Consider the following 22,932-nt stretch of genomic DNA (forward strand, 5'->3'; position numbering starts at 1 on the left):
ACCCGTTTTCTGTCCCCCGCCGGTTGTCCGCCACCGCCGGGAACAAATATTGGGTGCATCCAAGCCCCCCGCGGGGGGGGCGGGGGCGCCAGCGCCCCGCCGCCGTTTGCCGCCCTGCCATTCGCCCGTCTTTTGCGCTTCGGTTGAGGACAGATCGTAGCGGCCGATGCCGGCATGGGTGTCGATGACCCGAAACGCCTTGTCCTTCTGCTTCAGATATTCGATCAGCCGGCTGAGCACGGCATGCTTGACGACGTCGGCGAAGTTCCCGGCATGGTAGGCGTGGCGATAGTTCAATTGGAGCCCCTGCCCCAGCGCGGCGGTGGCGGCTGCGAGTTCGGATTTTCCGGCCGGCGGCCGCCGAAACGGAATGCCAGCGCCAGCCCGGCCAGGCCGGCCGCCATCAGGGAAAAACCGACCGGCCGCGCCCGGCGGTCGACCTCGCCGGCAGCCGAGCGCAGGACGAGGTCGACGGCCCGCATCGGAATGCCCTCGGCGTCGCCCGGACCGACGGTGAAGATGTAGGAACCGGGGGTAACGCTCGGGATCAGGCCGGCCTCGTCGCGAAAGATCCTGTCCGGCAGCTGTGGGCTGACCTGGCGCGGATTGTCGGAGTGATTGAACTGCAGCGTCGAGGCGAGCACCGTCCTGCCGCCGGTGGCGGCGGTCAGGGTCAGCACGGTGCGCTGCTGCGAGACGATGCGCTCGGCTCTTGCAGTAAGATCGACCAGCACGCGTAGCGGCCCGTCGCGTGCGCTCAGGGCCACCGTCACCGGCTTGAACCGGCCCTGGTCGTAAACCCGCCAGGTGCCGATCTCACGGCCGGAGAAATTGGTCATCGCCCAGGGATAGACGACGCCGATGCCGGTACCGATGAGCAGGATCAGAAGAAACAAAAAGCGCATGCGGACAATGCCCCGTTGATGCAACTACCTCGCATTGGCACCGTCGCGGATACGCTCCATCTCGTCCAGCAACATGTCGAGGCCTATATCGAAGGTCTTGTCAAAACCGGCTGTGCCGAAATATGCCCCGGCAGCCATGACGCCGGGGAAATCCCGCGCTAGCGCTTCATCGCTCACCGTGGTGACCGCCGAAGGCCCTTTGGCGTAGCCGGCCGTCTCGTCAAGGATCGCGCCCATCAGATAGTAGCTCGTGGCTCGGAACAACCGGGCGCTGAGTTCCAAACCGAAACCGCCGGCTTCGAACAGGCCGATCACGTCGTTCAGCTTGGCGAGACATGCCGGCGAATTCATGCGGTAGACCACAATGAACGGCGCAAAGGCCGGATGTTCGGTGGCGACCCGGCGGTATTCCTTCACGGCGACGTGGATCCGCTGGCGCCAACGCATGCCGTCGTCAGGAATCTTGATCGAGCTGATCTGTCGATCGACCAGTGCCTCGTAAAGATGCGCCTGGGAGGGGAAATGATGGTAGATGCTCATCGCTTCGCAGCCGAGTTCTGCCGCCAGCTTGCGCATCGAAAAGCCGGAAAGCCCCTCCCTCTCGATTACCTCGAAAGCCGCATCCTCGATCATCTCGCGAGACAGCCGGCCGCGCGTTCGCTTTTTTTTGACTGATATGTCCATGGTGCCGCTTGACAACTTACGCTGTAAGGTTAATTTTCGACATTACCTTACATCGTAAGGCCAACCAAAACCAGAGGAGAACGCCATGAACAGCTTCCATATCGTTTTCATTCCACGCCCTCTTCGCTTCATCATGCATCCTTGCTCGCCTCCACGGTCCACGCGCTGACCCTGACGCTGGCCTCCGCACCGGCCCGTGCCGACGACTATGACGCAACCATCAAGGACATCCAGTCGACCATGGGCGCTTGGAGCTCTATCTTCAACGGCATGCAGGTCGATTTCGATCTTCAACGGCATGCAGGTCGATTTCGATACGTTCAGGAGGGAGACGGGCGGTCAGTAATGCTTTCGTTTTTGGAGCGGGATGCGTTCAAACTGAATTCTCCATCCCGCTCTAACTGTTTGTGTGATCCGCCAGCACCTCATTGATAACCCGCCACGATTTTTCCGCCTCGCGCTGGTTGCCGTCATGTCCCGAAGCGACGATCAGCGCCTTCCAGAGCGCCCAGCCCCGAGCGCGCGCCCAGCTGTGCTCGTCAAGGGAAATGGCGTCGCGGAACGCCTGGCGGCTCTCGCCGTAAAATTCCGTCCATGCGATCACCAGGTCACAGGCAGGATCGCCGATAGCCGAACTGCCGAAATCGACGACCGCGCAGAGCTTGCCATCTTCGACGAGCAGATTGCCTGAGGCAACGTCGCCATGGACCCAGACCGGCGGCCCTTGCCATCGCGAGCCGAGCGCGGTCGCCCACACCGCCTCGGCGGTTGCCTTGTCGATGCGGCCGCCGAGCGCCGAAAGCGCGGCTCGGGTCTGGGCGTCGTAGACTGAAAGCTGGCCACCGCGGTGGAAATTATGCTGACCTGCCGGTGGTCCGCCAGCGGCGTCGATCCGGTAGAGCGCAACCAGAAAGCCGGCCAGCGAACGAGCGAATTCATTGAGATCGGCAATCAGCCCACCAGCCGCCGGCCGACCGCGAAGCCAGCGATAGACGGACCAAGGCCATGGATAGCCTTCACCGGGCGCGCCTCTGGCCAGTGGCACCGGTATCGGCAGAGGCAAGTGAGGCGCGAGGCGAGGCAGCCAGCGATGCTCCTTCTCGACCTGGGCAACATAGGCGGCAGCGCTGGGCAGCCGCACCGACATTCGATCGCCCAGCCGGAAGGTGCGGTTGTCCCAGCCGCCAGGCTCGACCGGCTCTACCGGCAGGTCCGCCCATTCAGGGAACTGCGCGGCAATCAAGCGGCGAACAAGTGCGGCATCTATCGATATGCTTGGTGTTTGATCATCAGGCGGCATCGGGCTTGCTCAGGTCTTCTAAGCCTTGCGTTCCCAGCGCCGGTCCGGTGTTTGCTGCCAGTAGGTCACGGTGTGGCCGGCCTCCTTCATTGTCTTCCAGTGCGTGCGTGCCGCCTCTAGCTGGGCTGCATCGTGGCCGTCGAACAGGAACACGGCGCGCTGGTAGCCGCCAAGCTCCGGCGGCACCGCGCCATCGACCAGGAAGCGTATCTGCGCCTGGTTCGGATTGTCAGGTCCGACGGTCAGAAGCACCGGCTGCTCGGCGGGATGGGCTTCGCGGTCCGTTGCATGGGCCAGGAACGAATCGTCCCGGAAAGTCCACAGATGCTGGTCCAGCGCGTCGCGCCGTTCCTCGGTGCCGGTCTGCACCACGGCGCGCCAGCCGCGATCGATGCTGCGCTCCAGGAGGCCGGGCAGCGCGTCCTCCAGGGTCGATTCGGTCAGGTGATAGAACAGGATTTCGGCCATGACTTCAGTCTAAATCATTTGGCGCGCCGCTCATTGCTCGTAATGATCGCGCACCAATCGGTCGAGCAATCTGACGCCGAATCCGGAAGCCCATGACTGGTTGATCTCGTTGGAGGGCGAGCCCATCGCGGTGCCGGCAATGTCGAGATGCGCCCAGGGCGTGTCCTTGACGAAGCGCTGCAGGAACTGCGCGGCGATGATGGCGCCGCCATAACGGCCGCCAATATTCTTCATGTCGGCATTCTTGGACTCGATCAGCTTGTCGTATTCGGCGCCGAGCGGCATGCGCCACAACCGCTCCTGCGTCGCCTGACCGGCCGCCGTCAGCCGGTCCGCCAGCTCGTCATTATTAGAGAACAGGCCGGCATAATGCTGGCCGAGCGCGACCATGATGGCGCCGGTCAGCGTCGCCAGATTGATCATGAATTTCGGCTGGAAGCGGTCGTTGCAGTACCACAGCGCATCGGCCAGCACGAGGCGGCCCTCGGCGTCGGTGTTGAGCACTTCGATGGTCTGGCCAGACATCGAGGTGACGATGTCGCCCGGTCGTTGAGCGTGGCCGTCGACGGCGTTTTCGACCAGCCCGACAATGCCCACGACATTGACCTTCGCCTTGCGCGCGGCCAGCGCGTGCATCAGCCCGGTGACGGCAGCAGCGCCGCCCATGTCGCCCTTCATGTCCTCCATACCGGAGGCCGGTTTGATCGAATTGCCGCCGGTGTCGAAGGTGACTCCCTTGCCGACGAAGGCGACCGGGCTTTCCTTGGCCTTGCCGCCGTCCCACCGCATGACGGCGATGCGGGCGCCACGCGGCGAGCCCTGCGCTACGCCCAGCAGCGAACCCATGCCGAGCTTCTTCATCTCCTTCTCGGCCAGGATCTCGACCGTGACGCCGAGCGCCTCCAGTTGGGCGATGCGGGCGGCGAATTCCACCGGTCCCAACACATTGGCCGGTTCATTGACCAAATCGCGCGCCAGCAAGACGCCGTCGATCACCGCCGCTTCATCGGCAAAGGCCTTCTTTGCGGCCGCCGGATCGGCCGTGTGAATGGTCACCTTTACCGGCTTTTTTGGCTCACGCTTGCCGTCACCATTGTCCTTTTTGGTCTTGTACTTGTCGAAGGAATAGCTGCGCAGCAGGATGCCCGCGGCAAGCTGAACGGCTTGCCTGCCGCTGACGGCGGCGCCGGGAAGATCGAGCACGACGGCCACTTCGGTTGCCTTGCGAAAGGATGCGGCAATCGTGCCGCCGAGCTTCAGCCAGGCGTAGTCATCGAGATTGGAGCCCTTGCCGGCGCCGACCGCCACCAGCCGCTCGAGCGACGTCCCTTCCGGTGCCAGCACTTCGACCTGGCTGGCGAATTTGCCGGTGAAGTCGGCGACGGGAAAGGCCCGCTCGAGGGTCTTTGCCGGATCGCAGGCCCTGACGGCATCACCGAGGCCGCCCTCGTCGGCCGCCAGAACGAAAACGCTGCCCTTTTTGGGCGCGGCGAATTTGGCGAAGGCGATCGAGGGTCTCGAATTCATCATGTCCTGCTTTCGGGGAAATGCGTTGGATTGTCGGGAGAGGCGTTCGATTGGGCAGATCGGACCTAAGATGCCGTGTTGTTGCGTCAGTGAGCGGCGGGTTGAAACAGCTCGATGACATTGCCGGATGGGTCTTCGAGCAGGGTCTGGGAACCGCCGACGCCCGTTATGATATCGTTGCGAAAGACAAGTCCAGCACTCTTGAGACGCGCAACCTCTTCTTTCAGGTCCGGCACCACCAGCAGGATGCGGTTCCAGCCTCCCGGCACCGGCTGCCGGCCGTCGGGCATCGCCCGAACACCCGAACTGCCGGGTCCGCTTAGAAGGAGCCGTAACGCGCCGCGCGTGACGGAGGCAAAAGCCGGTCGCGCGTCCTGTTGGACGGCGAAGCCCAGATGTCCGCAATAGAAGTCGATCGAGGCGGCGACATCATCGACAATGTAGCGAATGCTGACTGGCGTCATGATCATTGACCTTTCGGTTCGAGCACGTTCCAACAAGGCGTGTCTATTGCGGGCGGAACAGTCGGCATAGTCCTGCTCATTATCGCCGCTTGACAATCCGCGCCGCTATCGCCCTAGCCTGAATGCGGGCATTGGCGAAACAACCGCGAATGCTCGGCCGCATGCCGGTAAACCACAGACCGGGCAATCGCGGGTCGGCTTCGCCGCCGTTGAAAAGCGGAACGCCCTTGCCGTCGAGAACGCCGAGCTTGCCGACCATCTGCTCCAGCCCGGTCCGGTAGCCGGTCGCTGAGATGACGATATCGGGCGTGATAAACCTGCCGTCGTTCAATATGATGCCGTCGCGAGTAAATTCTCGCAATGGCGGCACCACCACGATCATGCCTGCCTTGATGGCGCGAACCGCGCCGTCATCGGCTGCGATCGCGGTGTAGTCGGCGCTCAGACGGCTCGCACCTCCTATGGAGGCCGGCGGAAGCCCGAGTTTCGTCAGGTCGCCGAAAACCAGGCGCTGGGTTGTCGCCATCACCGCATCGGCAATCCGTACCGGCAAGCGCGCCATGAAAGGCGAAAGCCTGTGGACGGCGATCTTGCAGATGCGTTTCGGCAGCAATGACGGACCATTGCGGGCCGACAGCCAGATGCTTTCGGCGTCTGCATCCGCAAGTTGATTGAGGACGTCGAAACCCGAATTGCCGGCACCGACCACCAGCACCTTTTTGCCGGCATAGTCTTTCGCCTCGCCAAAATCTGCCGAATGGACGATCCGGCCGGCAAAATCCTTCATGCCTTTCCATGCGGGAATAAACGGCTGCCGGTCGCGCCCGGTGGCGACGACGACATGGCGCGCCGGACGGGATCCGGAATTGGTCTGTACGGTCCAGTGATCGCCATCGAACGTGATCTCTTCGACGGCAACGCCGAATGTGACAGGCAGCCGGTGCACTTGGCTGAAATCGTTCAGATGGCGAATGACGGCGGTTCTGTGCGGGAAGGCCGGGGTGCCTGCGGGATAGCCGATGCCGGGCAGCGTCGAGAGATCGCGATGCGTGTTGAGGTGCAGACGTTGGTGCCGCCGATGCCAGGGCTCGGCAAGCCGGCTCTCCTTTTCCAGGACGAGCGTCGGTACGCCGGCCTTCATCAGGGCGTGGGCGGCAAGGCCGGCCGCGCCGGCGCCGATCACAATCGCGCCATCAAAGACCGCTTCCCAACCGGTTTGACTGCGCAATTTTTCCGCTTCCATGCTGGGGCTCAACAGATCCTGACCCGTCTTATCACGCCGCCGCGGCGGCGATCGGCGCGACATTTGGTCGTTTTGCCGCATTTGACAAGACTTTGGCCGAAATCGCTCCCATATGCGACATTGAACCATCCACGATTCGTCGCGGCACGGCCCCGCTTCCCGCCGCAACCTGTTGTTAACCAACAATGTTCGCCCTTTCTTATCCATTGCCGCCGACACTCCGGCCCAGCGGAATTTGCGATACGGGACAGAACCCAGATCGAACCGCCAAACTGAGCCAGTTGTGCAGCCGGCGCCGGACGACTACCTTATTCCAAGGCATGATGCCGTTCGAAACCGCCGAGAAAAGCCTTCATGAAGGTCGTTGAACGTTACATCATGCGCCGTGCTTTCGCGGTATTCGCGCTGGCGCTCGTTTGGACGCTGGCGATCGTCTGGACGACTCAGGTGCTCGCCCGCATCGACCTCGTCACCGATAGCGGTCAGTCGGCCCTCACCTTCTTCGAAGTCGCAGCGCTGATCGTCCCGTCGATCGTTCCGATCGTCGTGCCGTTCGCCCTAGTCGTCGCGGTCGCGCAGATCCTCAGCGTGATGAATTCGGATTCGGAGCTGGCCGTCATCAATGCCGCCGGCGCTTCACGCTGGACCATCGTCAGGCCGATCATGCTTCTGGCACTCGCAGCCAGCGTTTTTTCGTTTGCTGTCGACAATGGCGTCGACCCTTACGCACGCCAGAAGAACCGCGAGTTGATTGCTTCGTCGCGTGCCGATCTGTTGTCGTTGATCATCCAGGAAGGCACCTTCCGCAAGATCGATGATGGCCTGTTCCTGCAGGTTGGCGAACGGCTTCCCGACAATCGCCTCGGCGGCATCTTCGTCGCCGACTCGCGCGAAGAAGGCGTCAATCTCATCTATTATGCCAAGACCGGCAGCATCATCGAACGCGGCGACGAGAAGGTGCTGATGATGAATGACGGCGTCATCCATCGCAAAACCATGACCGGCGACCTCTCGGTAATCCGGTTCACCTCCTACGCCTTCGACTTGTCCGCTTTCTTGGCGGCGTCATCTGACATTCTGCTTTTGCCGAAGGACCGGACGACCCAATACCTGCTCAATCCCAGTCCGAACGACAAGATGTACCAGCAAAAGCCGAACAGGTACCTGGCCGAGCTCAACCAGCGTTTTTCCGAGTGGTCCTATTCGCTCGTCTTTGCGCTGATCGCGCTTGCGGTCGCCGGAGATGCGCGCTCGCATCGCGAGGCGCGCGTGCACCCGCTGATCACGGCAATCGCGATCGCGCTGTTCGTGCGCTGGCTCGGGTTCTTTGCCGCCGGCAAGGCCGACAAGGTGCCGCAATATGCCCATATGGTCTACGGCGTCCCGATCGTGGCATCGGCGATCGCTATCTGGTTCATCGTTTCCAACCGGACGATGGAACTGCCGGTTGCTTGGGCCGATTGGATAACCAATCTTGCCGGCCGCTTCAATGACGGCTGGAGCGCCGTCAAGCTCCGCTTTGCCCGGCGTGGCGCATCCGGACAGGGAGCCGGCTGATGGGCTGGACTCTGGGTCGGTACTTCTTCTTTCGCTATGTGACGATCACCATCTGGTTCTTCATCGGCCTTTTGGCGCTGGTGTTCCTGATCGATTTCACCGAGCTTTCCGGCCGCACGACCGGCGTGCCGGGCTTCACCTACGCAACTGCGTTCGCCATTTCGGGGCTCCGGATGCCGATGATCATGCTGCAGACGGTGCCGTTCGTCGGCCTGTTCTCGGCGATGGCGACCCTGGTGTCGCTCAACCGCAAATATGAATTGGTCATCGCCCGTTCCGCCGGGGTTTCCGCATGGCAGTTCCTGCTGCCGTGCTGCATGGGGGCGCTGCTGTTTGGGGCCTTGTCGGTTGGCGTCATCAATCCGATAGCCGCGCACGCCTATTCCTGGTCCGAGCAGATCGAGACCCAGCTCCGTTCGGGCAAGTCGAACACCGTCTCGGCCGACGCCGCGCCCTGGATCAGGCAGAAAACCAGCTCCGGCGATACCATCATCGGCGCGCGCGCCATTCTCAATCAAGGCCTGGAGATGGCCGACGCGGTCTTCTTCAGTTTCAGCCCGCAAGGCGACATCATCGAGCGCAAGGATGCCGCGCACGCCTTTTTGCGGGACGGCTACTGGGAATTGCGGGACGTCAAGGTGTTCCGGGACGGCACCATCCAGTCGTTACCCAGCGATCGGCTGCCGACCGATCTCAAGCCGGAATTCGTGCAAGAGCGGTTGGCGCGCCCTGAGACCATCCCCTTCTACGATCTGCCCGGCAAGATCGAGGTGGCCCGCTCCTTCGGCCTCAAGGCAAATGCCTTCGCCATGCAGTTCGATTCCCTGATTGCGCTGCCCTTCCTGCTCGTCGCGATGACGCTGATTGCGGCAACGGTATCAATGCGATTTGCGAGGATGGGGCAGTCGGCGACGATGATTCTGGGTGGCATCGTGGCCGGCTTTCTGCTTTATGTCGTTTCGGTGCTGGTCAAGGCATTCGGCGTAGCGGGATTCGTACCCACTGCCGTAGCGGCTTGGGTCCCGGTTGTCGTGGCTATGTTCTTCGGGGTGACATTCCTGCTATACAAGGAAGACGGCTAGTGAGGGAGGCGGTTTTGCGCGGCCATAGGCACGCCGGTTTGGCACGCCTCTCTGCGGCGAGCGCCTTGGCATGCCTGCTTGCCGGCGCTGCCCCGGTTGCTCCGGTTTTCGCCCAGGACGTCAGTGAGCTGGCAACGAAGGTTCCGAGCGGCACGCAGATGCTGCTGGCAGCCGATACGCTGGTCTACGACAACGACAAGCAGACTGTGACGGCCGTCGGCGGCGTCCAGATCGACTATGGCGGCAACCGTCTCGTCGCCCAGCGGGTCGAATACAACCGCAACACCAAACGCCTCGTCGCCAGCGGCAATGTCGAGCTCGTCAACAGCGACGGCACCAAAATCTATTCGCAGCATGCCGACATCACCGACGATTTCGCCGACGGCTTCGTCAACGCGCTGCGTGTCGAGACCGTCGACAAGGCGTATTTCGCCGCCGAAAGCGCGGAGCGCATGGGCGGCGTGCTGACGACGTTCCACAATGGCGTCTACACCGCCTGCGAGCCGTGCGAGGACAAGCCCGACAAAGCGCCGACCTGGCGTATCAAGGCCAGGAAGATCATCTGGAACGGCGAGAAGAAGACGGTTCGCTTCGAGAATTCGAATTTCGAGTTCTTCGGCTTTCCACTGGCCTATCTGCCGGCTTTCGAGATCGCCGACCCGACGGTCAAGCGCAAGAGCGGCTTCCTGAGCCCCGGCGTCGCCTACAAGAGCGATCTCGGCGTCGGTGTTAGAGTTCCCTATTATTTCGCGCTCTCGCCGACCTACGATCTAACTGTCACCGGCAGCGGCTATACCAGACAGGGTTTCCTCGGTGAGGCCGAGTGGAGGCAGCGCTTCAACAACGGTCAGTACAGCCTGAAGATTGCGGGCATCCGTCAAGAGAATCCCGACGCCTTCATCGACGACAATGGCCACAACGTCAGTTCGGGTACCGAGGGCGATCCGAACAGGTTCCGCGGCATGATGGGCACCCAAGGCCAGTTCGCCATCAACCCGCGCTGGGACTTCGGCTGGGACATCCTGCTGCAGAGCGACAAGAGTTTCTCGCGCACCTACGATATCGACGGCTTCAACGATAGCGTACACCGCTCCGAGGTGTACCTGACGGGGCTCAACGATCGCAATTATTTCGATGTGCGCGCCATGCACTTCGACGTTCAAGAAGACACCCTCGCTAGCGATCCGACCGCCCGCGCCGCCAAGCAGCCCTGGGTGCTGCCCTCGCTCGACTACGCCTATATCCCCGACATGCCGGTGGCCGGCGGGCAGCTGTCGTTCGACGTCAACGCGCGGATCATAGACCGCGACAGGCTCGATACGGCTCTTGCAGATTCGGGCATCCCTTCGTCCGTCAACAACGTCCGCGGCATCGACGGTCAATCCGGCCGCGTTACCGCTGAGGCCGAATGGAAGCGCACCTTCACCACCGATGGCGGGCTGCTGCTGACGCCGCTGCTGGCGCTGCGCGGCGACGCCGGCTATGTCAACGCCTCCTCGGCCTCGCTCGACGCCGTCAACCAGATGGCGATCAATCTCGGCGTTGACGACGACATGCGTTCGTCGCTTGCCCGCTACATGGCGACCGCCGGCCTTGAGATGCGCTGGCCGGTACTGTTCTCGATGACCAGTTCCAGCCATGTCTTCGAACCGATGGCGCAAGTGTTCATGCGTCCGAACGAGCAATATGTCGGCGGGCTGGCGGTCCCCAACGAGGACGCCCAGAGCTTCGTCTTCGACGCCACGACGCTGTTCGAGCGCGACAAATTCTCCGGCTATGACCGCATGGAAGGCGGCACGCGCGCCAATGTCGGGCTGCGCTATTCCGGCGCGTACGACAATGGCTGGAGCACCAATGCGGTGTTCGGCCAATCCTACCAACTCGGCGGCCAGAACTCGTTCGGCACGCCGGATCTGGTCAATGTCGGCGCCTATTCGGGTCTTGAAACCGCAACCTCCGACTATGTCGGCCTTGTCGGCTTCAATAGCCCCAGCGGATTTTCCGGCTCGGTCAGCGGCCGTTTCGACGAGCAAAGCTTCGAGGTCCGCCGCGCTGAGGTAAAGGCCGCCTTTTCAGGCCTGCCCGTATCGCTGAGCGCCAAATACGCCTTCATCCAGGCGCAGCCGCTCTATGGCTTCTCCACGGATCGCCATGAGATCACGCTCGGCGCCTCGACGCATCTTGCTGAGAATTGGCGCGTCTTTGGCACCGGCACGTATGATCTGGAGCAGAGCATCCTGGTCAAGGACGGGGTCGGCTTTGCCTATAGCGATTCGTGCTTTACCTATTTGATGACGTTTTCGGAAAGACGTGACCTGAACACCAAGGAAGTATCGCAGAACGTCGGCTTCAACCTGTCGTTCCGCACGCTCGGCGATTTCGGCTCGTCGCAACGCTCCATCGACACCATCCAATAAGGGGAGCAGCAGTCGGCAACGGGGCGGCTGGCGGACGACATTGTTTCGCCGCATAGAGCAGGCACGAATTTCCGCGGCCTGAGCTGGGACAGGTTGGGCCGAATCGAGATGGAATTGGGATGCTTTCGATGAGGAAATACCTCTTTTCGGCAGGCTTCGCGCTGCTGGTGGCGGTCTCGATCACCGCAGTGACGCTGCCGGTTTTCGCCAGCGAGATCAAATACGTCGTCAACAATATACCGATCACCACCGGCGACATCCAGCATCGCGCGGCTTTCCTGCGCCTGCAGCACAAAAAGGGCGATGCCGGCCAGGAAATGATCGACCAGACGCTGCGCATGGCCGAAGCCAGGCGGCTCGGCATCCGCATCAGCGACGCGCAGGTCGATGCCGCTTATCAGCGTTTCGCCACGAGCAACAAGATGCCGCTCAAGCAGCTTGACGGCGCCATGGCGCAATCCGGCGTCTCCAAGGAGCATTTCAAGGAGTTTATCCGGGCGCAGATGGCCTGGAACCAGGCGCTGACCGCGCGTCACCGTTCTAGCGACGGCGGCGGCGCCATAAGCGAGCAGGACCTCGTCAAGCGCATGCTCGAGAAAGGCGGTAGCAAACCGAGTGCCACCGAGTACATGCTGCAGCAGGTCATTTTCGTGGTGCCGGCCGCCGAGCGAAGCGCGACGCTGGCCAAGCGCAAACGCGAAGCCGACGCCATGCGCGCCCGCTTCAACGGCTGCAACACCACGCGCGAATTCGCCAAGGGCCTGATGGATGTCACCGTTCGCGATCTCGGCCGGGTGCTGGCGCCGCAATTGCCGCTGGACTGGGCCGAGCAGATAAAAGCTACAAAGGTTGGCGGCGCCACCACGACGCGCGAAACCGACCGCGGCGTCGAATTCATCGGCATCTGCTCGTCGCGCGAGGTGTCAGACGACAAAGTCGCGCAGATGGTGTTCCAGAATGAAGGTTCGAGCGACAAGAACGCCGACGAGCTCTCGAAGAAATATGTCGAGGAGTTGCGGAAGAAAGCCCGCATCATCGAGCGCTGAAGTCGCGATAGCCGTGCCTCACGCAGAGCTTCCGCTGGCGCTGAGCGTCGGCGATCCGTCCGGTGTGGGGCCGGACATCGCCATCGCCGCTTGGCGGGCCCGCGATACCGCCGGCGTTCCGTCTTTCTATCTTCTTGCCGATCCGGCACTGATTGCCGCGCGGGCGCACAGGCTCGGCGCCGATATTGCGATGGCCGAGACAACGCCGGCGCTAGCGCCGGAGATGTTTTCGCGCGCGCTGCCGGTGGTGGCGCTTGCCGCCCGTTTCATCGACAGTCCCGGCCGCCCTGATCCAGCCAACGCCGCCGGCATCGTCGAGGCGATCGACCGCGCCGTCGCCGACTGCCTGGCCGGCCGCGCTGCCGCGGTCGTCACCTGCCCCATTGCCAAGAAGCCGCTCTACGATGCCGGCTTTCGCTTTCCCGGCCACACCGAATATCTGGCGCATCTGGCATCGCTTCATACCGGTACCGAGGTGACGCCGGTGATGCTGCTTGCCGGACCGGACCTGCGCACCGTGCCGGTCACCATCCACATCGCGCTGGCCGAGGTGCCGAAGGCGCTGACGACCGACCTGATCGTCACCACCGGCCGCATCACCGCCGCCGACCTTGCAAACCGCTTCGGAATTGCCAAGCCGCGGCTCGCCATTACCGGCCTCAACCCGCACGCCGGCGAAGGCGGCGCGATGGGCACCGAAGATGAGCGCATCGTACGCCCGGCGGTCGACAGGCTGAGGCAGGAAGGGATCGACGCCTTCGGGCCATTGCCCGCCGACACGCTGTTTCATGCTCGCGCCCGCGCCGGCTACGACGTGGCGCTCTGCATGTATCACGACCAGGCGCTGATCCCGGCCAAGGCGCTGGCGTTTGACGAGGCTGTCAACGTCACGCTCGGCCTGCCCTTCATCCGCACCTCGCCCGACCATGGCACCGCCTTCGACATCGCCGGCAAGGGCATCGCCCGCGCCGACAGTCTGATTGGCGCACTGAAGCTCGCTCGCCTACTTGCCGATACTGGGACAAAAACTGCAGGCCAATGAGCCCAATCCGATGATCCTAACCCAATGAGCCCAGCCCGATGAGCCCAGCCCGATGAGCATAGACGGGCTGCCGCCGCTGCGTGAGGTGATCGAGCGCCATGGGCTGCAGGCGAAAAAGGCGCTCGGCCAGAATTTTCTGCTCGACCTTAACCTGACAAGCAAGATTGCGCGGACCGCCGGCGACCTGAGCGACGTTACGGTTATCGAGGTCGGTCCCGGTCCGGGCGGGCTGACTAGGGCCCTGCTCCTCAACGGCGCCCGGCGGGTCGTCGCGATCGAGCGCGACGAGCGCTGCCTGGCGGCCTTGGCCGAGATCGCGAACCACTATCCGGGTCGGCTCGAGATCGTGGCCGGCGATGCGCTGAAAACTGATTTTGCAGCGCTTGCCAAAGGAGTGCCGGGAAGCAGCGGGTCGGCGAAAATCGTCGCCAACCTGCCTTACAATATCGGCACCGAATTGCTGATCCGTTGGCTGACCGTCACCGAGTGGCCGCCTTTCTACACATCGATGACGCTGATGTTCCAGCGCGAGGTCGCCGAACGCATTGCAGCCAGCCCCGGCAGCGAGGCCTATGGCCGGCTCGGCGTGCTGGCAGGGTGGCGGACGGAGGCGAGGATTGCCTTCGACGTGCCGCCGCAGGCGTTCACGCCGCCACCCAAGGTGACGTCCTCGGTTGTGCATCTGGTGCCACGCGCCAGCCCCTTGCCGGCAGAGGTGAAACGGCTCAGCCGCGTCACCGAAGCGGCGTTCGGCCAGCGCCGGAAAATGCTGCGGCAGAGCGTGAAAAGCCTTGGCGGCGAGGCGCTGCTCACCCGCGCCGGCATCGATCCGACCAGGCGTGCGGAGACGCTCAGCGTCGAGGAATTCGTGCGGCTGACGAATGCGGTGTGAGGCTGTGATGCAGGAACTTGGAGTGGTCGCTCGGCTTTTCCCACTTATCGAGGCAGGCGAGAAAATATCCACCATACGCTGGCGCGAAATATCGATTTTGCCGGGCTATATGCGCTATGTTTGTGACGGCGATGCCAGCAGGATCGCGATTGTGTGGGTCACGCGCTGCACCGATCTGCGCCTGTCCGAGGCGGCAACGTTCCTTGGAGAGAATCGGAATGGCCCCAAGAGGTCACGGGGATGCGAGAGCACTATCCGCAGATCGGACGGACCGACATTGTACAGATCATTGAACACTTGACACCCGCCCAGACAAAGCGTCGCCCCGACTACCCGCCTGAAGTCCGATAAAAGTGCGCTATCTGGCAAACTTCGATCGCACAGAGGAATGCCAGTCGTGACGCTGCAGGTGCCGACCAACACCCGCACGCTAGGTGGATCATGCCAGTGCGGTGCAGTCACCTATAAGGTGACGGACGAGTTCATATTTGCCGTGAATTGCCATTGCTCGATCTGCCGTCGCGCAACCGGCGCAGCGTTCAAGCCACTCGCAGGCATAGGGCGTGTCAAATTGCGCATCACGAGTGGGGAGGACAAAATCCAGATCGTCGACGGCAATAGCTGGCATGACGAGCGATTCAAGCTATGCGGGTCGTTCCTTTTTGCGGTTGTTCGTGACGGCGCGTTCGCCCACATCGCTATGGGGACCCTCGTCGACGACCCAAACATTCGCCCAAGCGCGCACATTTTCGTCGGCTCCAAGGCACCTTGGTTCACCATTACAGACGACCTGCCGCAATATGACGAAAATATTGTCGAAGACAGGAGCGAATTCACGGAAGCGTCGAGCTTCGTGTCGTTCCATCAGGAGAGCGATACCGCAAAGCCGCGTTGAACCCCCGGCCGTGCCATCATAGTCCCATACTAGCGCTCAACATTCGGAAATTCGGCAAGATCGACTTGATGCCGCTCGTGCCGCCATGCCCAGCCGAGAATAGCAAAATCGGCGATCGACAGCTCGCCCGAGAAATACTCGACCTCCGCCAGCCTCCGATCGGCGACTCCGTACAGGCGTCGGGTCTCTGCGCTATAGCGTGCCAGTCCGTAGCGGCGGTCCTGGTCGTCGGTCACGCCAAGAAAGTGGTGCACCTAGCCCGGCATCGGACCGAAACCACCCACCTGCCACATCAGCCATTCCAACACAGGGACTTGCGCGCTGAGTCTGGACGGCCAAAAGTGGCCGGTCTTCTGGCCTAGGTAAATTAGGATGGCACCCGACTCGAACACGCTGATCGGTCTACCGTCCGGTCCGGCGGGATCGACGATGGCGGGGATGCGATTGTTGGGGCTAATACGCAGAAACCCAGAGGCATGCTGTTCGCCCTTCGTGATGTCGACCACCTTCACCGTGTAGGGCAGCCCCATCTCCTCGAGCGCGACGCTGATCTTTCGGCCATTCGGTGTGTCAAAAGCCCCATAATTCAATCGGCATGCCAACTCTCTATCGCGTTTTATGCCGACGTTGATCGCTGGTACGAGGGCGTCTCTCTCGTCAACCAACATCGGCAAATGTCAATTATCCCGACAAGTGGACACTATCTTCGTGTGATCGCCACCGTCCCGAAAGACGCCGCAGGCCGGACGCTTACGATAAAGGTGCTCAATCCGTCTTCTCATCGAGCAGCCCCGAGACGAAATCGAACAAGCCCGGCCGGCGATCGCGTCTGAGCCGTTCGGCCGTGACGATGCCGCGCACCTCGGCGAAAGCGCGGTCAAGATCGTCGTTGACGATGACGAAATCATATTCCTTCCAGTGCTCGATCTCATTACGGGCGTTCTTGAGCCGCGTCTCGATTACCGCTTCCTGGTCCTCGGCGCGACGCTTCAGCCGCGCCTTCAATTCCTTCATCGACGGCGGCAGGATGAAGATCGAGACGATGTCGGCGCGCATCTTCTCCTTGAGCTGCTGAGCGCCTTGCCAATCGATGTCGAACAGCATGTCGCGGCCTTCTGCCAGCGCCTGTTCGGCCGGCTCGCGCGGCGTCGCGTAGCAATTGCCGTGCACCTCCGCCCATTCGAGCAGCGCATCGGAATCGCGCAGCCGCTCGAACTCGCGCATCGTGCGGAAGTGGTAATGGACACCCTCGATCTCGCTGCCGCGGCGTGGCCGCGTGGTGACCGAGACCGACAATTCCAGGCTGGAATCGCTCTCCAGCAGGTTGCGCGCGATCGTCGACTTGCCGGCGCCTGAGGGCGACGACAACACCAGCATCAGCCCGCGGCGCCGAATGCGGGAACCCACATCCCTAGTGGTCATGGGGCTTGGCAGTCATGTGGCTTGGCATCGGGATCATTCCAGATTCTGGACCTGTTCGCGAAACTGGTCGACGACCGCCTTCAGTTCCAGTCCGATGGCGGTGACCGCGGCAGCATTCGACTTGGAACACAGCGTATTCGATTCGCGGTTGAATTCCTGCGCCAGGAAATCGAGCTTGCGGCCGACGGCGCCACCGCCGGCGAGCAGCGCCCGGCCCGACGCCACGTGCGTCTTCAGCCGGTCGATCTCCTCGCGTATGTCGGCCTTGGTGGCCAGGAACGCCGCTTCCATATGCAGCCGGCTGGCATCCAGATTGGCTGATGCGTCCATCAGCAGCCGGATCTGCTCTGCAAGCCTTTCGCGGATCGTGGCCGGCTCGCGTGATGGATCGGCCTCGGCCCGCAGTGTCAGCGCCTCGATGGCATCGATATGGCCGGACAGCAGGGAACGAAGCGCCGCACCTTCGCCTTGGCGCGCCTGCTGCAGCCCGTCCAGTGCTGCTTCCAGCGCCGACAATATCGCGGTATCGAGCGCACTGCGCGCCTCTTCGGTTTCGATGGCTTCGGGAATGTCGAGCACGCCGCGCAGCGCAAGCAGTCCGTCGGCCGCCGCAGGCGCTACTCCGAACTGCTCCTGCAGCCGCTTGGCCAACCCCGCCAGATCCTTCAGGAAAGCCTCGTTGACCACGGGTTGCGCTTGCGCGCCGGCGGCGCGGCCAATGGTCAGCGTCATCTGGAAATTACCGCGCCCAAAACGCTTTTGCACCGTCTGCCTGACTGCCGGCTCCAGCCGGTCGAAACCTTGCGGCAGCCGCAGCCTGACCTCGACGCTCTTGCCGTTGACGGACTTGGCTTCCCAGGCAATCGAAGTGCCTTCGTGTTCGGCGACACTGCGCGCAAAACCGGTCATACTCTGCAAGTTCATGTTGCCGTGCGTCCCCTTGCCGAATGCCCCTCAAGCCGGAACGATTGCTCCGGACAGGATCATGTGAATTTCAATGCCATAGCAGCCCTTGCACATCCACCCGGACATGCACAGGGCCGACCTGATGGCGTCTGGCCCTACTGGGCGGCGGTAGCCCCCGCATCGTCAACGATGGCTCCCGCCGGCGTGTCGGCTCCGGTATTGGTTGCCCCGGCCTTGGCGGCGTCCTGCGCCTGCTTTTTCAGCAGTGCCCGGTAGCGAGCGACATTCTCGTTATGCTCATCGAGCGTCGCGGCAAAGACGTGGCCGCCGCTGCCGTCGGCGACGAAGTAAAGATCGCTGGTCTTCGACGGATTGGCGACTGCCTCCAGCGCCGCACGGCCGGGATTGGCGATCGGCGTCGGCGGCAAGCCGTTGATCAGATAGGTGTTGTAGGGCGTCGGCTTCTGGATGTCCGACTGATAGATCGGGCGGTCGATGGGTTTGCCCTTGCCGCCGAACAGGCCGTAGATGATGGTCGGGTCCGACTGCAGCCGCATACCCTTGGCCAGCCGGTTGAGGAAGACGGCCGCTACCCGCGAGCGTTCATCGCCCTTACCTGTCTCCTTCTCGACGATCGAGGCCAGGGTGACAAAATCCTCAATGTTGGCGATCGGCAGATCCGGCGCTCGGCGCTGCCAGACTTCGTCGACCAGTCTTTTCTGGTCGGCCAGAAGCTTGTCGACCATCTGCTGGCGTGTTGCGCCGCGGGTGAAGCGCAGCGTGTCGGTGGCGAGGCTGCCCTCGGGTGGAGTGGTCGACGGCATATCGCCGGCCAGTGCGTCCTGCTCAGCGATCCGTTGCAGTGCCTGCTCGACCGTCAGCCCCTCGGGGATGGTCAGCGAATACATCACCGACTTGCCGCTCTTCAGCAGTTCCATGATATCGTGCATCGAAGCCTGCGGCTTGATCTCGTATTCGCCAGCCTTCAGGGCGGAATCATTGCCGAAGGCGCGTACGCCAAGGCGGAAGATGCGGGCGTCGCTGATCAGCCCTCGCCGCTCAAGCTGGTCGGCGATCTCCTGGACGCCGCTATTCGGCTTGACCAGGAAAGTGTCGCCATTGGCCGACGGGCCCGGCTCGTTGAATTCCTGCTTGCCGAAATACAGCGCAACGCCTGCCGCCAGAACCATCAGCATCACCGAAGAGATGACGAAGTTCATGAACACGACGAACTGGCTGCGCGAGGCACGCGAGCGCTTCGGCGGCGGCGTGCCGGCCTCGGGCCGCAACGCCTCGCTGGCCGTCTTCGGCACGATCGGGCCGGGGGTTGCTGCCCGTTGCCCGAATTCCCCGTTATCGGCCGGATTTGTGTTCATAGTGCCCTACCAATTGATCTTGCGACGAATCCCCTCGGGCAGAGTAGGGGCGAATATGGCAAAATTGACGGCAGACGCAAACCGGCGGAGCGGTCAGCCATTGTAGCGCTGGAAGACGAGCGAGGCGTTGGTGCCACCGAAGCCGAAGGAGTTGGACAGCGCCACGTCGATCTGCCGGGCTCGCGGCTTGTGCGGCACAAGGTCAATCGCCGTTTCGCGCTCCGGATTGTCGAGATTGATGGTCGGCGGCGCGATGTTGTCGCGAATGGCGAGGATCGAAAAGATCGCCTCGGCAGCACCAGCCGCGCCCAGCAGGTGGCCAATCGACGATTTCGTCGACGACATCGATATCTTCGAGGCGGCGTTGCCGACCAGCCGCTCGACGGCGCCGAGTTCGATCGTATCGGCCATGGTCGAGGTGCCGTGGGCGTTGATGTAGTCGACATCGGCGGGCGTCAGCTTCGCCCGGTTCAGCGCCGCCGTCATGCAACGGAAAGCGCCGTCGCCGTCCTCGGCTGGCGCGGTGATGTGATAGGCGTCACCGGTCAGGCCGTAGCCGGTGACCTCGGCATAGATCTTGGCGCCGCGGGCCTTGGCGTGTTCGAGCTCCTCGAGCACGACAACACCGGCGCCCTCGCCCATGACGAAACCGTCGCGATCGCGATCATAGGGGCGCGAGGCCGTTTGCGGCGCGTCGTTGCGGTCGGTGGAGAGCGCGCGGCAAGCCGCGAACCCAGCGATCGAAAGCCTCGTCACCGGCGCTTCGGCGCCGCCTGCGACCATAACGTCGGCATCGCCCCATATGATCAGCCGGGCGGCATCGCCGATGGCGTGCGCACCGGTCGAGCAAGCGGTGACGACGGCATGGTTGGGGCCTTTCAGCCCATGCCGGATCGAGACCTGGCCGGACACGAGGTTGATGATTTGGCCGGGGATGAAGAACGGGCTGATGCGGCGCGGACCGCGTTCCTTGAGGATCATCGCATTCTCGGCGATGCCTTCGATGCCGCCGATGCCGGAACCGATCAGCACGCCGGTGGCGCACTGTTCCTCATGCGTCTTCGGCTGCCAGCCGGAATCCTTGAGCGCCTCGTCGGCGGCCGCGATCCCGTACAGGATGAAGTCGCCGATCTTGCGCAGTTCCTTCGGCTCGAGAACGGCTTCAGGATTGAAAGTGGCATTGGAGCCGTCACCGCGCGGAATGACGTGGGCGACCTTGCAGGCAAGGTCTTCCACCTCGAATTCGGTGATGCGCTTGGCTGCACTGCGGCCGGTCAGAAGCTCATTCCAGCTGTGCTCGAAGCCCATGCCGAACGGCGAAAGCAGCCCAAGGCCCGTGACGACGACACGCCTCATCGCAGGTCCTCCCCGGTGATGACTGCAAATAGCGTCAGGCGGAGGCCTTGTCGATGTATTTCACCGCATCGCCAACAGTCAGGATGGTCTCGGCCGCATCGTCGGGGATTTCGACGCCGAACTCTTCTTCGAACGCCATGACAAGTTCGACCGTGTCGAGGCTGTCCGCGCCCAGATCATCGATGAAGCTCGCCTGCTCCGTCACCTTGTCGGCATCGACGCCAAGGTGCTCGATGACAATCTTCTTGACGCGCTCTGCGGTGTCACTCATTTGGGCATCCTCGTCTTTTGGTTGTCTGTCTTCGTTAGCGGGCAGAATGCCGCTAATCAAGCTGAAAGATGGTCCTGCCGGAAACGCAGCGGAACAGGACCGGTTTTTGCCCGAACCGCCGGGTTGCGGGCGGCATTACACGAAAAATCCCGTGCATCCAAGACGGAATGAAGCGTTTTCCCAAGTGTTAGATCATTGCCATGCCGCCATTGACATGAACGGTCTGGCCGGTGACGTAGGCCGCCTCATTGGAAGCGAGGTAGGCGACGGCAGAGGCGACTTCGGCGCCCGTGCCCATGCGCCGCGTCGGGATCGCCGCCATGATCGCCTCTTTCTGCTTGTCGTTGAGCTTGTCGGTCATCGCCGATTCGATGAAGCCCGGGGCGACGCAGTTGACGGTTATATTGCGGGTGGCGATCTCCTGCGCCAGCGATTTGGAAAAGCCGATCATTCCGGCTTTGGAGGCGCAATAATTGGCCTGGCCGGGATTGCCGGTGACGCCGACCACTGAAGTGATGTTGATGATGCGGCCATGGCGGCGCCGCATCATCGGATGGGTAAGCTCGCGGGTCAGCCGGAACACGGCGGTCAAGTTGACCTCGATCACGCTATCCCAGTCGGCATCAGCCATGCGTACGAACAACCCGTCCTTCGTGATGCCGGCATTGTTGACGAGGATGTCGACGCCTTCGAGATCGGCCTCCGCCTTCTGGCCAAGCGCCTTGACCTCGTCGCGATTGGAAAGATTGGCCGGAAACAGCTTGACCCGGTCGCCCAGTTCGGCGGCCAGCGCCTCCAGTTTCTCGATACGCGTGCCGTGCAGGCCGACGATGGCGCCCTGGCCATGCAGCACGCGGGCGATCGCCTCGCCGATGCCCCCCGATGCGCCGGTGACGAGCGCCTTGCGGCCGGTCAATTCGAACATTTTTGTCTCCTGATCTGAGCGAACACCCTTCGCACGGAGCGGGGTCAAATCGCCAGTTGATTATGCAAGCGCCGCCAGCGCCGCCTCGACATCCGCCGCGGATCCGATTGCACTGGTGGCAATATCGCGGTTAATGCGCCGCGCCAGCCCCGACAGAACCTTGCCGGCGCCTACTTCATATAGCGTCGCAACGCCATTCGCGCCGAACCACTCCACCGTTTCGCGCCAGCGCACGCGCCCGATCACCTGTTCGACGAGGCGGCGGGCGATCTCGTCGGGATCGCTCGTCGGGGTCACCGTAACATTGGAGACCAGCGGCACGGCCGGTGCACTCTTCGTCACGGCGGCCAGTGCCTCCCGCATGATCTCGGCCGCCGGCTTCATCAATGCCGAATGGAAGGGCGCCGAAACCTGCAGCATGAGCGCCCGCTTGGCGCCCTTCTCCGTGCATAGCTTCGCCGCCAGTTCGACCGCCGACCTGGCGCCGGAGATTACCAGCTGGCCGCCGCCATTATCATTGGCGATCTGGCAAACCAAGGCTTGCGCGGGATCTTTGGCCGCGCCTTGGGCAGCCTCTGCGCAGGCGGCTTCGACGTCGGCTTGTTCCAGCCCGATGATCGCCGCCATGGCGCCCTCGCCGGCCGGTACCGCCGCCTGCATGGCGTTACCCCGGATGCGCAACAGTCGGGCGGCGTCGGCGACCGAAACGAAACCGGCGGCCGCAAGTGCCGAATATTCGCCAAGCGAGTGGCCGGCGACATAGGTGACCTTGCCTTTCAGGGAGAAGCCGCGCGCCTCCAACGCCCGGATTGCGGCAAGCGACACCGCCATCAGCGCCGGCTGGGCATTGGCGGTCAGCGTCAGCGTCTCTTCCGGGCCTTCCCAGATAAGCTTCGATAGATTTTCGCCGAGCGCATCATCGACTTCCTCGAAGATCCGCCGCGATTCAACAAAGGTATCGGCAAGGTCCTTGCCCATGCCGACAGCCTGGCTGCCCTGCCCCGGAAAGGTGAATGCGATGGCCATCGGCGGCTCCCAGCTGCTGGTTCTCGTTGCCTGTGACGCAAGGCGTGCGGCCAAGTCAAGTCCAACCTTGACCGCGCAACGTCGGCCGAGTGCCTGTTTCGGCAGGCTTTTTGGCGATCACTCATGAT

General features: G+C 62.7%; 22 protein-coding genes and 1 pseudogene. 7 read left to right on the forward strand and 16 right to left on the reverse strand.

Annotation, left to right across the window (positions count from 1 at the left end):
* The 8 genes from rlmJ to NKI22_RS11885 form a co-directional block, all read right to left on the reverse strand.
* Positions 1–297 (reverse strand): 23S rRNA (adenine(2030)-N(6))-methyltransferase RlmJ (rlmJ, locus tag NKI22_RS11850; RefSeq protein ID WP_352958451.1); only part of this gene is annotated, 297 nt, incomplete at its 3' end.
* Positions 294–905, reverse strand: a complete 612-nt coding sequence (locus tag NKI22_RS11855) for a hypothetical protein (protein WP_023719807.1) — start codon at positions 903–905, stop codon at positions 294–296. The genes rlmJ and NKI22_RS11855, both read right to left, overlap by 4 nt.
* A 24-nt stretch (positions 906–929) precedes the next feature.
* The gene (locus tag NKI22_RS11860; protein WP_352548988.1) at positions 930–1,589 is read right to left on the reverse strand and encodes a TetR/AcrR family transcriptional regulator; all 660 of its coding nucleotides are present in this window, start codon (positions 1,587–1,589) and stop codon (positions 930–932) included.
* Between the two features lie 397 nt (positions 1,590–1,986).
* On the reverse strand, positions 1,987–2,889 hold the full coding sequence (locus tag NKI22_RS11865; protein WP_352515674.1) for an aminoglycoside phosphotransferase family protein: 903 nt from the start codon (positions 2,887–2,889) through the stop codon (positions 1,987–1,989).
* An 18-nt stretch (positions 2,890–2,907) separates the two neighbouring features.
* Positions 2,908–3,357, reverse strand: a complete 450-nt coding sequence (locus NKI22_RS11870) for a DNA polymerase III subunit chi (protein ID WP_023719810.1) — start codon at positions 3,355–3,357, stop codon at positions 2,908–2,910.
* Between the two features lie 30 nt (positions 3,358–3,387).
* Positions 3,388–4,884: a leucyl aminopeptidase gene (locus NKI22_RS11875; RefSeq protein WP_023719811.1), complete on the reverse strand. Its 1,497-nt coding sequence runs from the start codon at positions 4,882–4,884 to the stop codon at positions 3,388–3,390.
* Between the two features lie 86 nt (positions 4,885–4,970).
* Entirely contained in the window at positions 4,971–5,354 is a 384-nt protein-coding gene (locus NKI22_RS11880; RefSeq protein ID WP_352814854.1) for a VOC family protein, read from the reverse strand.
* Between the two features lie 73 nt (positions 5,355–5,427).
* Positions 5,428–6,591 carry a flavin-containing monooxygenase gene (locus NKI22_RS11885; protein ID WP_352958453.1) on the reverse strand — a complete coding sequence of 388 codons (1,164 nt, stop codon included), beginning with the start codon at positions 6,589–6,591 and terminating at the stop codon, positions 5,428–5,430.
* A gap of 354 nt (positions 6,592–6,945) precedes the next feature.
* Between NKI22_RS11885 and lptF the strand changes: the two genes are divergently transcribed.
* The 7 genes from lptF to NKI22_RS11920 all read left to right on the forward strand — a co-directional run bounded on the left by lptF (position 6,946) and on the right by NKI22_RS11920 (position 15,522).
* Complete coding sequence (lptF, locus tag NKI22_RS11890) at positions 6,946–8,148, forward strand: LPS export ABC transporter permease LptF (protein WP_352814851.1); 1,203 nt, start codon at positions 6,946–6,948, stop codon at positions 8,146–8,148.
* Positions 8,145–9,230, forward strand: a complete 1,086-nt coding sequence (gene lptG / locus NKI22_RS11895) for an LPS export ABC transporter permease LptG (protein ID WP_352791502.1) — start codon at positions 8,145–8,147, stop codon at positions 9,228–9,230. Before lptF ends, lptG begins: the two co-directional genes overlap by 4 nt.
* Positions 9,230–11,647 (forward strand): LPS-assembly protein LptD, encoded by a 2,418-nt coding sequence (locus tag NKI22_RS11900; RefSeq protein ID WP_352958458.1) that lies wholly within the window; start codon positions 9,230–9,232, stop codon positions 11,645–11,647. The genes lptG and NKI22_RS11900 overlap by 1 nt, the downstream gene beginning before the upstream one ends.
* A 119-nt stretch (positions 11,648–11,766) precedes the next feature.
* Positions 11,767–12,693, forward strand: coding sequence for a SurA N-terminal domain-containing protein (locus NKI22_RS11905; protein WP_352814849.1), 927 nt, complete (start codon positions 11,767–11,769; stop codon positions 12,691–12,693).
* Positions 12,694–12,706: 13 nt separating this feature from the next.
* Positions 12,707–13,735 carry a 4-hydroxythreonine-4-phosphate dehydrogenase PdxA gene (pdxA, locus tag NKI22_RS11910; RefSeq protein WP_352814847.1) on the forward strand — a complete coding sequence of 343 codons (1,029 nt, stop codon included), beginning with the start codon at positions 12,707–12,709 and terminating at the stop codon, positions 13,733–13,735.
* A gap of 52 nt (positions 13,736–13,787) precedes the next feature.
* Positions 13,788–14,627, forward strand: coding sequence for a 16S rRNA (adenine(1518)-N(6)/adenine(1519)-N(6))-dimethyltransferase RsmA (gene rsmA / locus NKI22_RS11915; protein WP_023719819.1), 840 nt, complete (start codon positions 13,788–13,790; stop codon positions 14,625–14,627).
* A gap of 397 nt (positions 14,628–15,024) precedes the next feature.
* Positions 15,025–15,522, forward strand: coding sequence for a GFA family protein (locus NKI22_RS11920; protein ID WP_352814845.1), 498 nt, complete (start codon positions 15,025–15,027; stop codon positions 15,520–15,522).
* A gap of 29 nt (positions 15,523–15,551) precedes the next feature.
* Here NKI22_RS11920 and NKI22_RS11925 read toward each other — a convergent pair.
* The 8 genes and pseudogenes from NKI22_RS11925 to fabD all read right to left on the reverse strand — a co-directional run bounded on the left by NKI22_RS11925 (position 15,552) and on the right by fabD (position 22,804).
* Positions 15,552–16,112 (reverse strand): annotated as a pseudogene (locus NKI22_RS11925) (glutathione S-transferase family protein).
* Positions 16,113–16,287: 175 nt separating this feature from the next.
* Entirely contained in the window at positions 16,288–16,944 is a 657-nt protein-coding gene (gene gmk, locus NKI22_RS11930; protein ID WP_023719822.1) for a guanylate kinase, read from the reverse strand.
* Positions 16,945–16,977: 33 nt separating this feature from the next.
* Positions 16,978–17,868, reverse strand: coding sequence for a YicC/YloC family endoribonuclease (locus NKI22_RS11935; RefSeq protein WP_023719823.1), 891 nt, complete (start codon positions 17,866–17,868; stop codon positions 16,978–16,980).
* A 137-nt stretch (positions 17,869–18,005) separates the two neighbouring features.
* Entirely contained in the window at positions 18,006–19,226 is a 1,221-nt protein-coding gene (mltG, locus tag NKI22_RS11940; RefSeq protein ID WP_023719824.1) for an endolytic transglycosylase MltG, read from the reverse strand.
* 93 nt (positions 19,227–19,319) lie between these two features.
* Positions 19,320–20,582 carry a beta-ketoacyl-ACP synthase II gene (fabF, locus tag NKI22_RS11945; protein WP_023719825.1) on the reverse strand — a complete coding sequence of 421 codons (1,263 nt, stop codon included), beginning with the start codon at positions 20,580–20,582 and terminating at the stop codon, positions 19,320–19,322.
* A 34-nt stretch (positions 20,583–20,616) separates the two neighbouring features.
* Positions 20,617–20,853, reverse strand: coding sequence for an acyl carrier protein (locus NKI22_RS11950; protein WP_006203723.1), 237 nt, complete (start codon positions 20,851–20,853; stop codon positions 20,617–20,619).
* Positions 20,854–21,040: 187 nt separating this feature from the next.
* Entirely contained in the window at positions 21,041–21,778 is a 738-nt protein-coding gene (gene fabG / locus NKI22_RS11955) for a 3-oxoacyl-[acyl-carrier-protein] reductase (RefSeq protein ID WP_023719826.1), read from the reverse strand.
* A gap of 60 nt (positions 21,779–21,838) precedes the next feature.
* Positions 21,839–22,804, reverse strand: coding sequence for an ACP S-malonyltransferase (gene fabD / locus NKI22_RS11960; RefSeq protein ID WP_352814843.1), 966 nt, complete (start codon positions 22,802–22,804; stop codon positions 21,839–21,841).
* Positions 22,805–22,932 lie beyond the last annotated feature (128 nt).

It is taken from the genome of Mesorhizobium sp. M0778, assembly GCF_040320105.1.
In the GTDB taxonomy this organism is placed as follows: domain Bacteria; phylum Pseudomonadota; class Alphaproteobacteria; order Rhizobiales; family Rhizobiaceae; genus Mesorhizobium.

Excerpts from the sequence above, each read along its gene's own strand:
- gmk (WP_023719822.1), bottom strand. The coding sequence starts at position 16,944 with ATGACCACTAGGGATGTGGGTTCCCGCATTCGGCGCCGCGGGCTGATG.
- lptF (WP_352814851.1), top strand. The coding sequence starts at position 6,946 with ATGAAGGTCGTTGAACGTTACATCATGCGCCGTGCTTTCGCGGTATTC.
- NKI22_RS11870 (WP_023719810.1), bottom strand. The coding sequence starts at position 3,357 with ATGGCCGAAATCCTGTTCTATCACCTGACCGAATCGACCCTGGAGGAC.
- NKI22_RS11935 (WP_023719823.1), bottom strand. The coding sequence starts at position 17,868 with ATGAACTTGCAGAGTATGACCGGTTTTGCGCGCAGTGTCGCCGAACAC.
- NKI22_RS11885 (WP_352958453.1), bottom strand. The coding sequence starts at position 6,591 with ATGGAAGCGGAAAAATTGCGCAGTCAAACCGGTTGGGAAGCGGTCTTT.
- NKI22_RS11875 (WP_023719811.1), bottom strand. The coding sequence starts at position 4,884 with ATGAATTCGAGACCCTCGATCGCCTTCGCCAAATTCGCCGCGCCCAAA.
- mltG (WP_023719824.1), bottom strand. The coding sequence starts at position 19,226 with ATGAACACAAATCCGGCCGATAACGGGGAATTCGGGCAACGGGCAGCA.
- NKI22_RS11880 (WP_352814854.1), bottom strand. The coding sequence starts at position 5,354 with ATGATCATGACGCCAGTCAGCATTCGCTACATTGTCGATGATGTCGCC.
- fabF (WP_023719825.1), bottom strand. The coding sequence starts at position 20,582 with ATGAGGCGTGTCGTCGTCACGGGCCTTGGGCTGCTTTCGCCGTTCGGC.
- NKI22_RS11860 (WP_352548988.1), bottom strand. The coding sequence starts at position 1,589 with ATGGACATATCAGTCAAAAAAAAGCGAACGCGCGGCCGGCTGTCTCGC.
- NKI22_RS11950 (WP_006203723.1), bottom strand. The coding sequence starts at position 20,853 with ATGAGTGACACCGCAGAGCGCGTCAAGAAGATTGTCATCGAGCACCTT.
- fabD (WP_352814843.1), bottom strand. The coding sequence starts at position 22,804 with ATGGCCATCGCATTCACCTTTCCGGGGCAGGGCAGCCAGGCTGTCGGC.
- NKI22_RS11865 (WP_352515674.1), bottom strand. The coding sequence starts at position 2,889 with ATGCCGCCTGATGATCAAACACCAAGCATATCGATAGATGCCGCACTT.
- NKI22_RS11905 (WP_352814849.1), top strand. The coding sequence starts at position 11,767 with ATGCTTTCGATGAGGAAATACCTCTTTTCGGCAGGCTTCGCGCTGCTG.
- NKI22_RS11855 (WP_023719807.1), bottom strand. The coding sequence starts at position 905 with ATGCGCTTTTTGTTTCTTCTGATCCTGCTCATCGGTACCGGCATCGGC.
- rsmA (WP_023719819.1), top strand. The coding sequence starts at position 13,788 with ATGAGCATAGACGGGCTGCCGCCGCTGCGTGAGGTGATCGAGCGCCAT.
- fabG (WP_023719826.1), bottom strand. The coding sequence starts at position 21,778 with ATGTTCGAATTGACCGGCCGCAAGGCGCTCGTCACCGGCGCATCGGGG.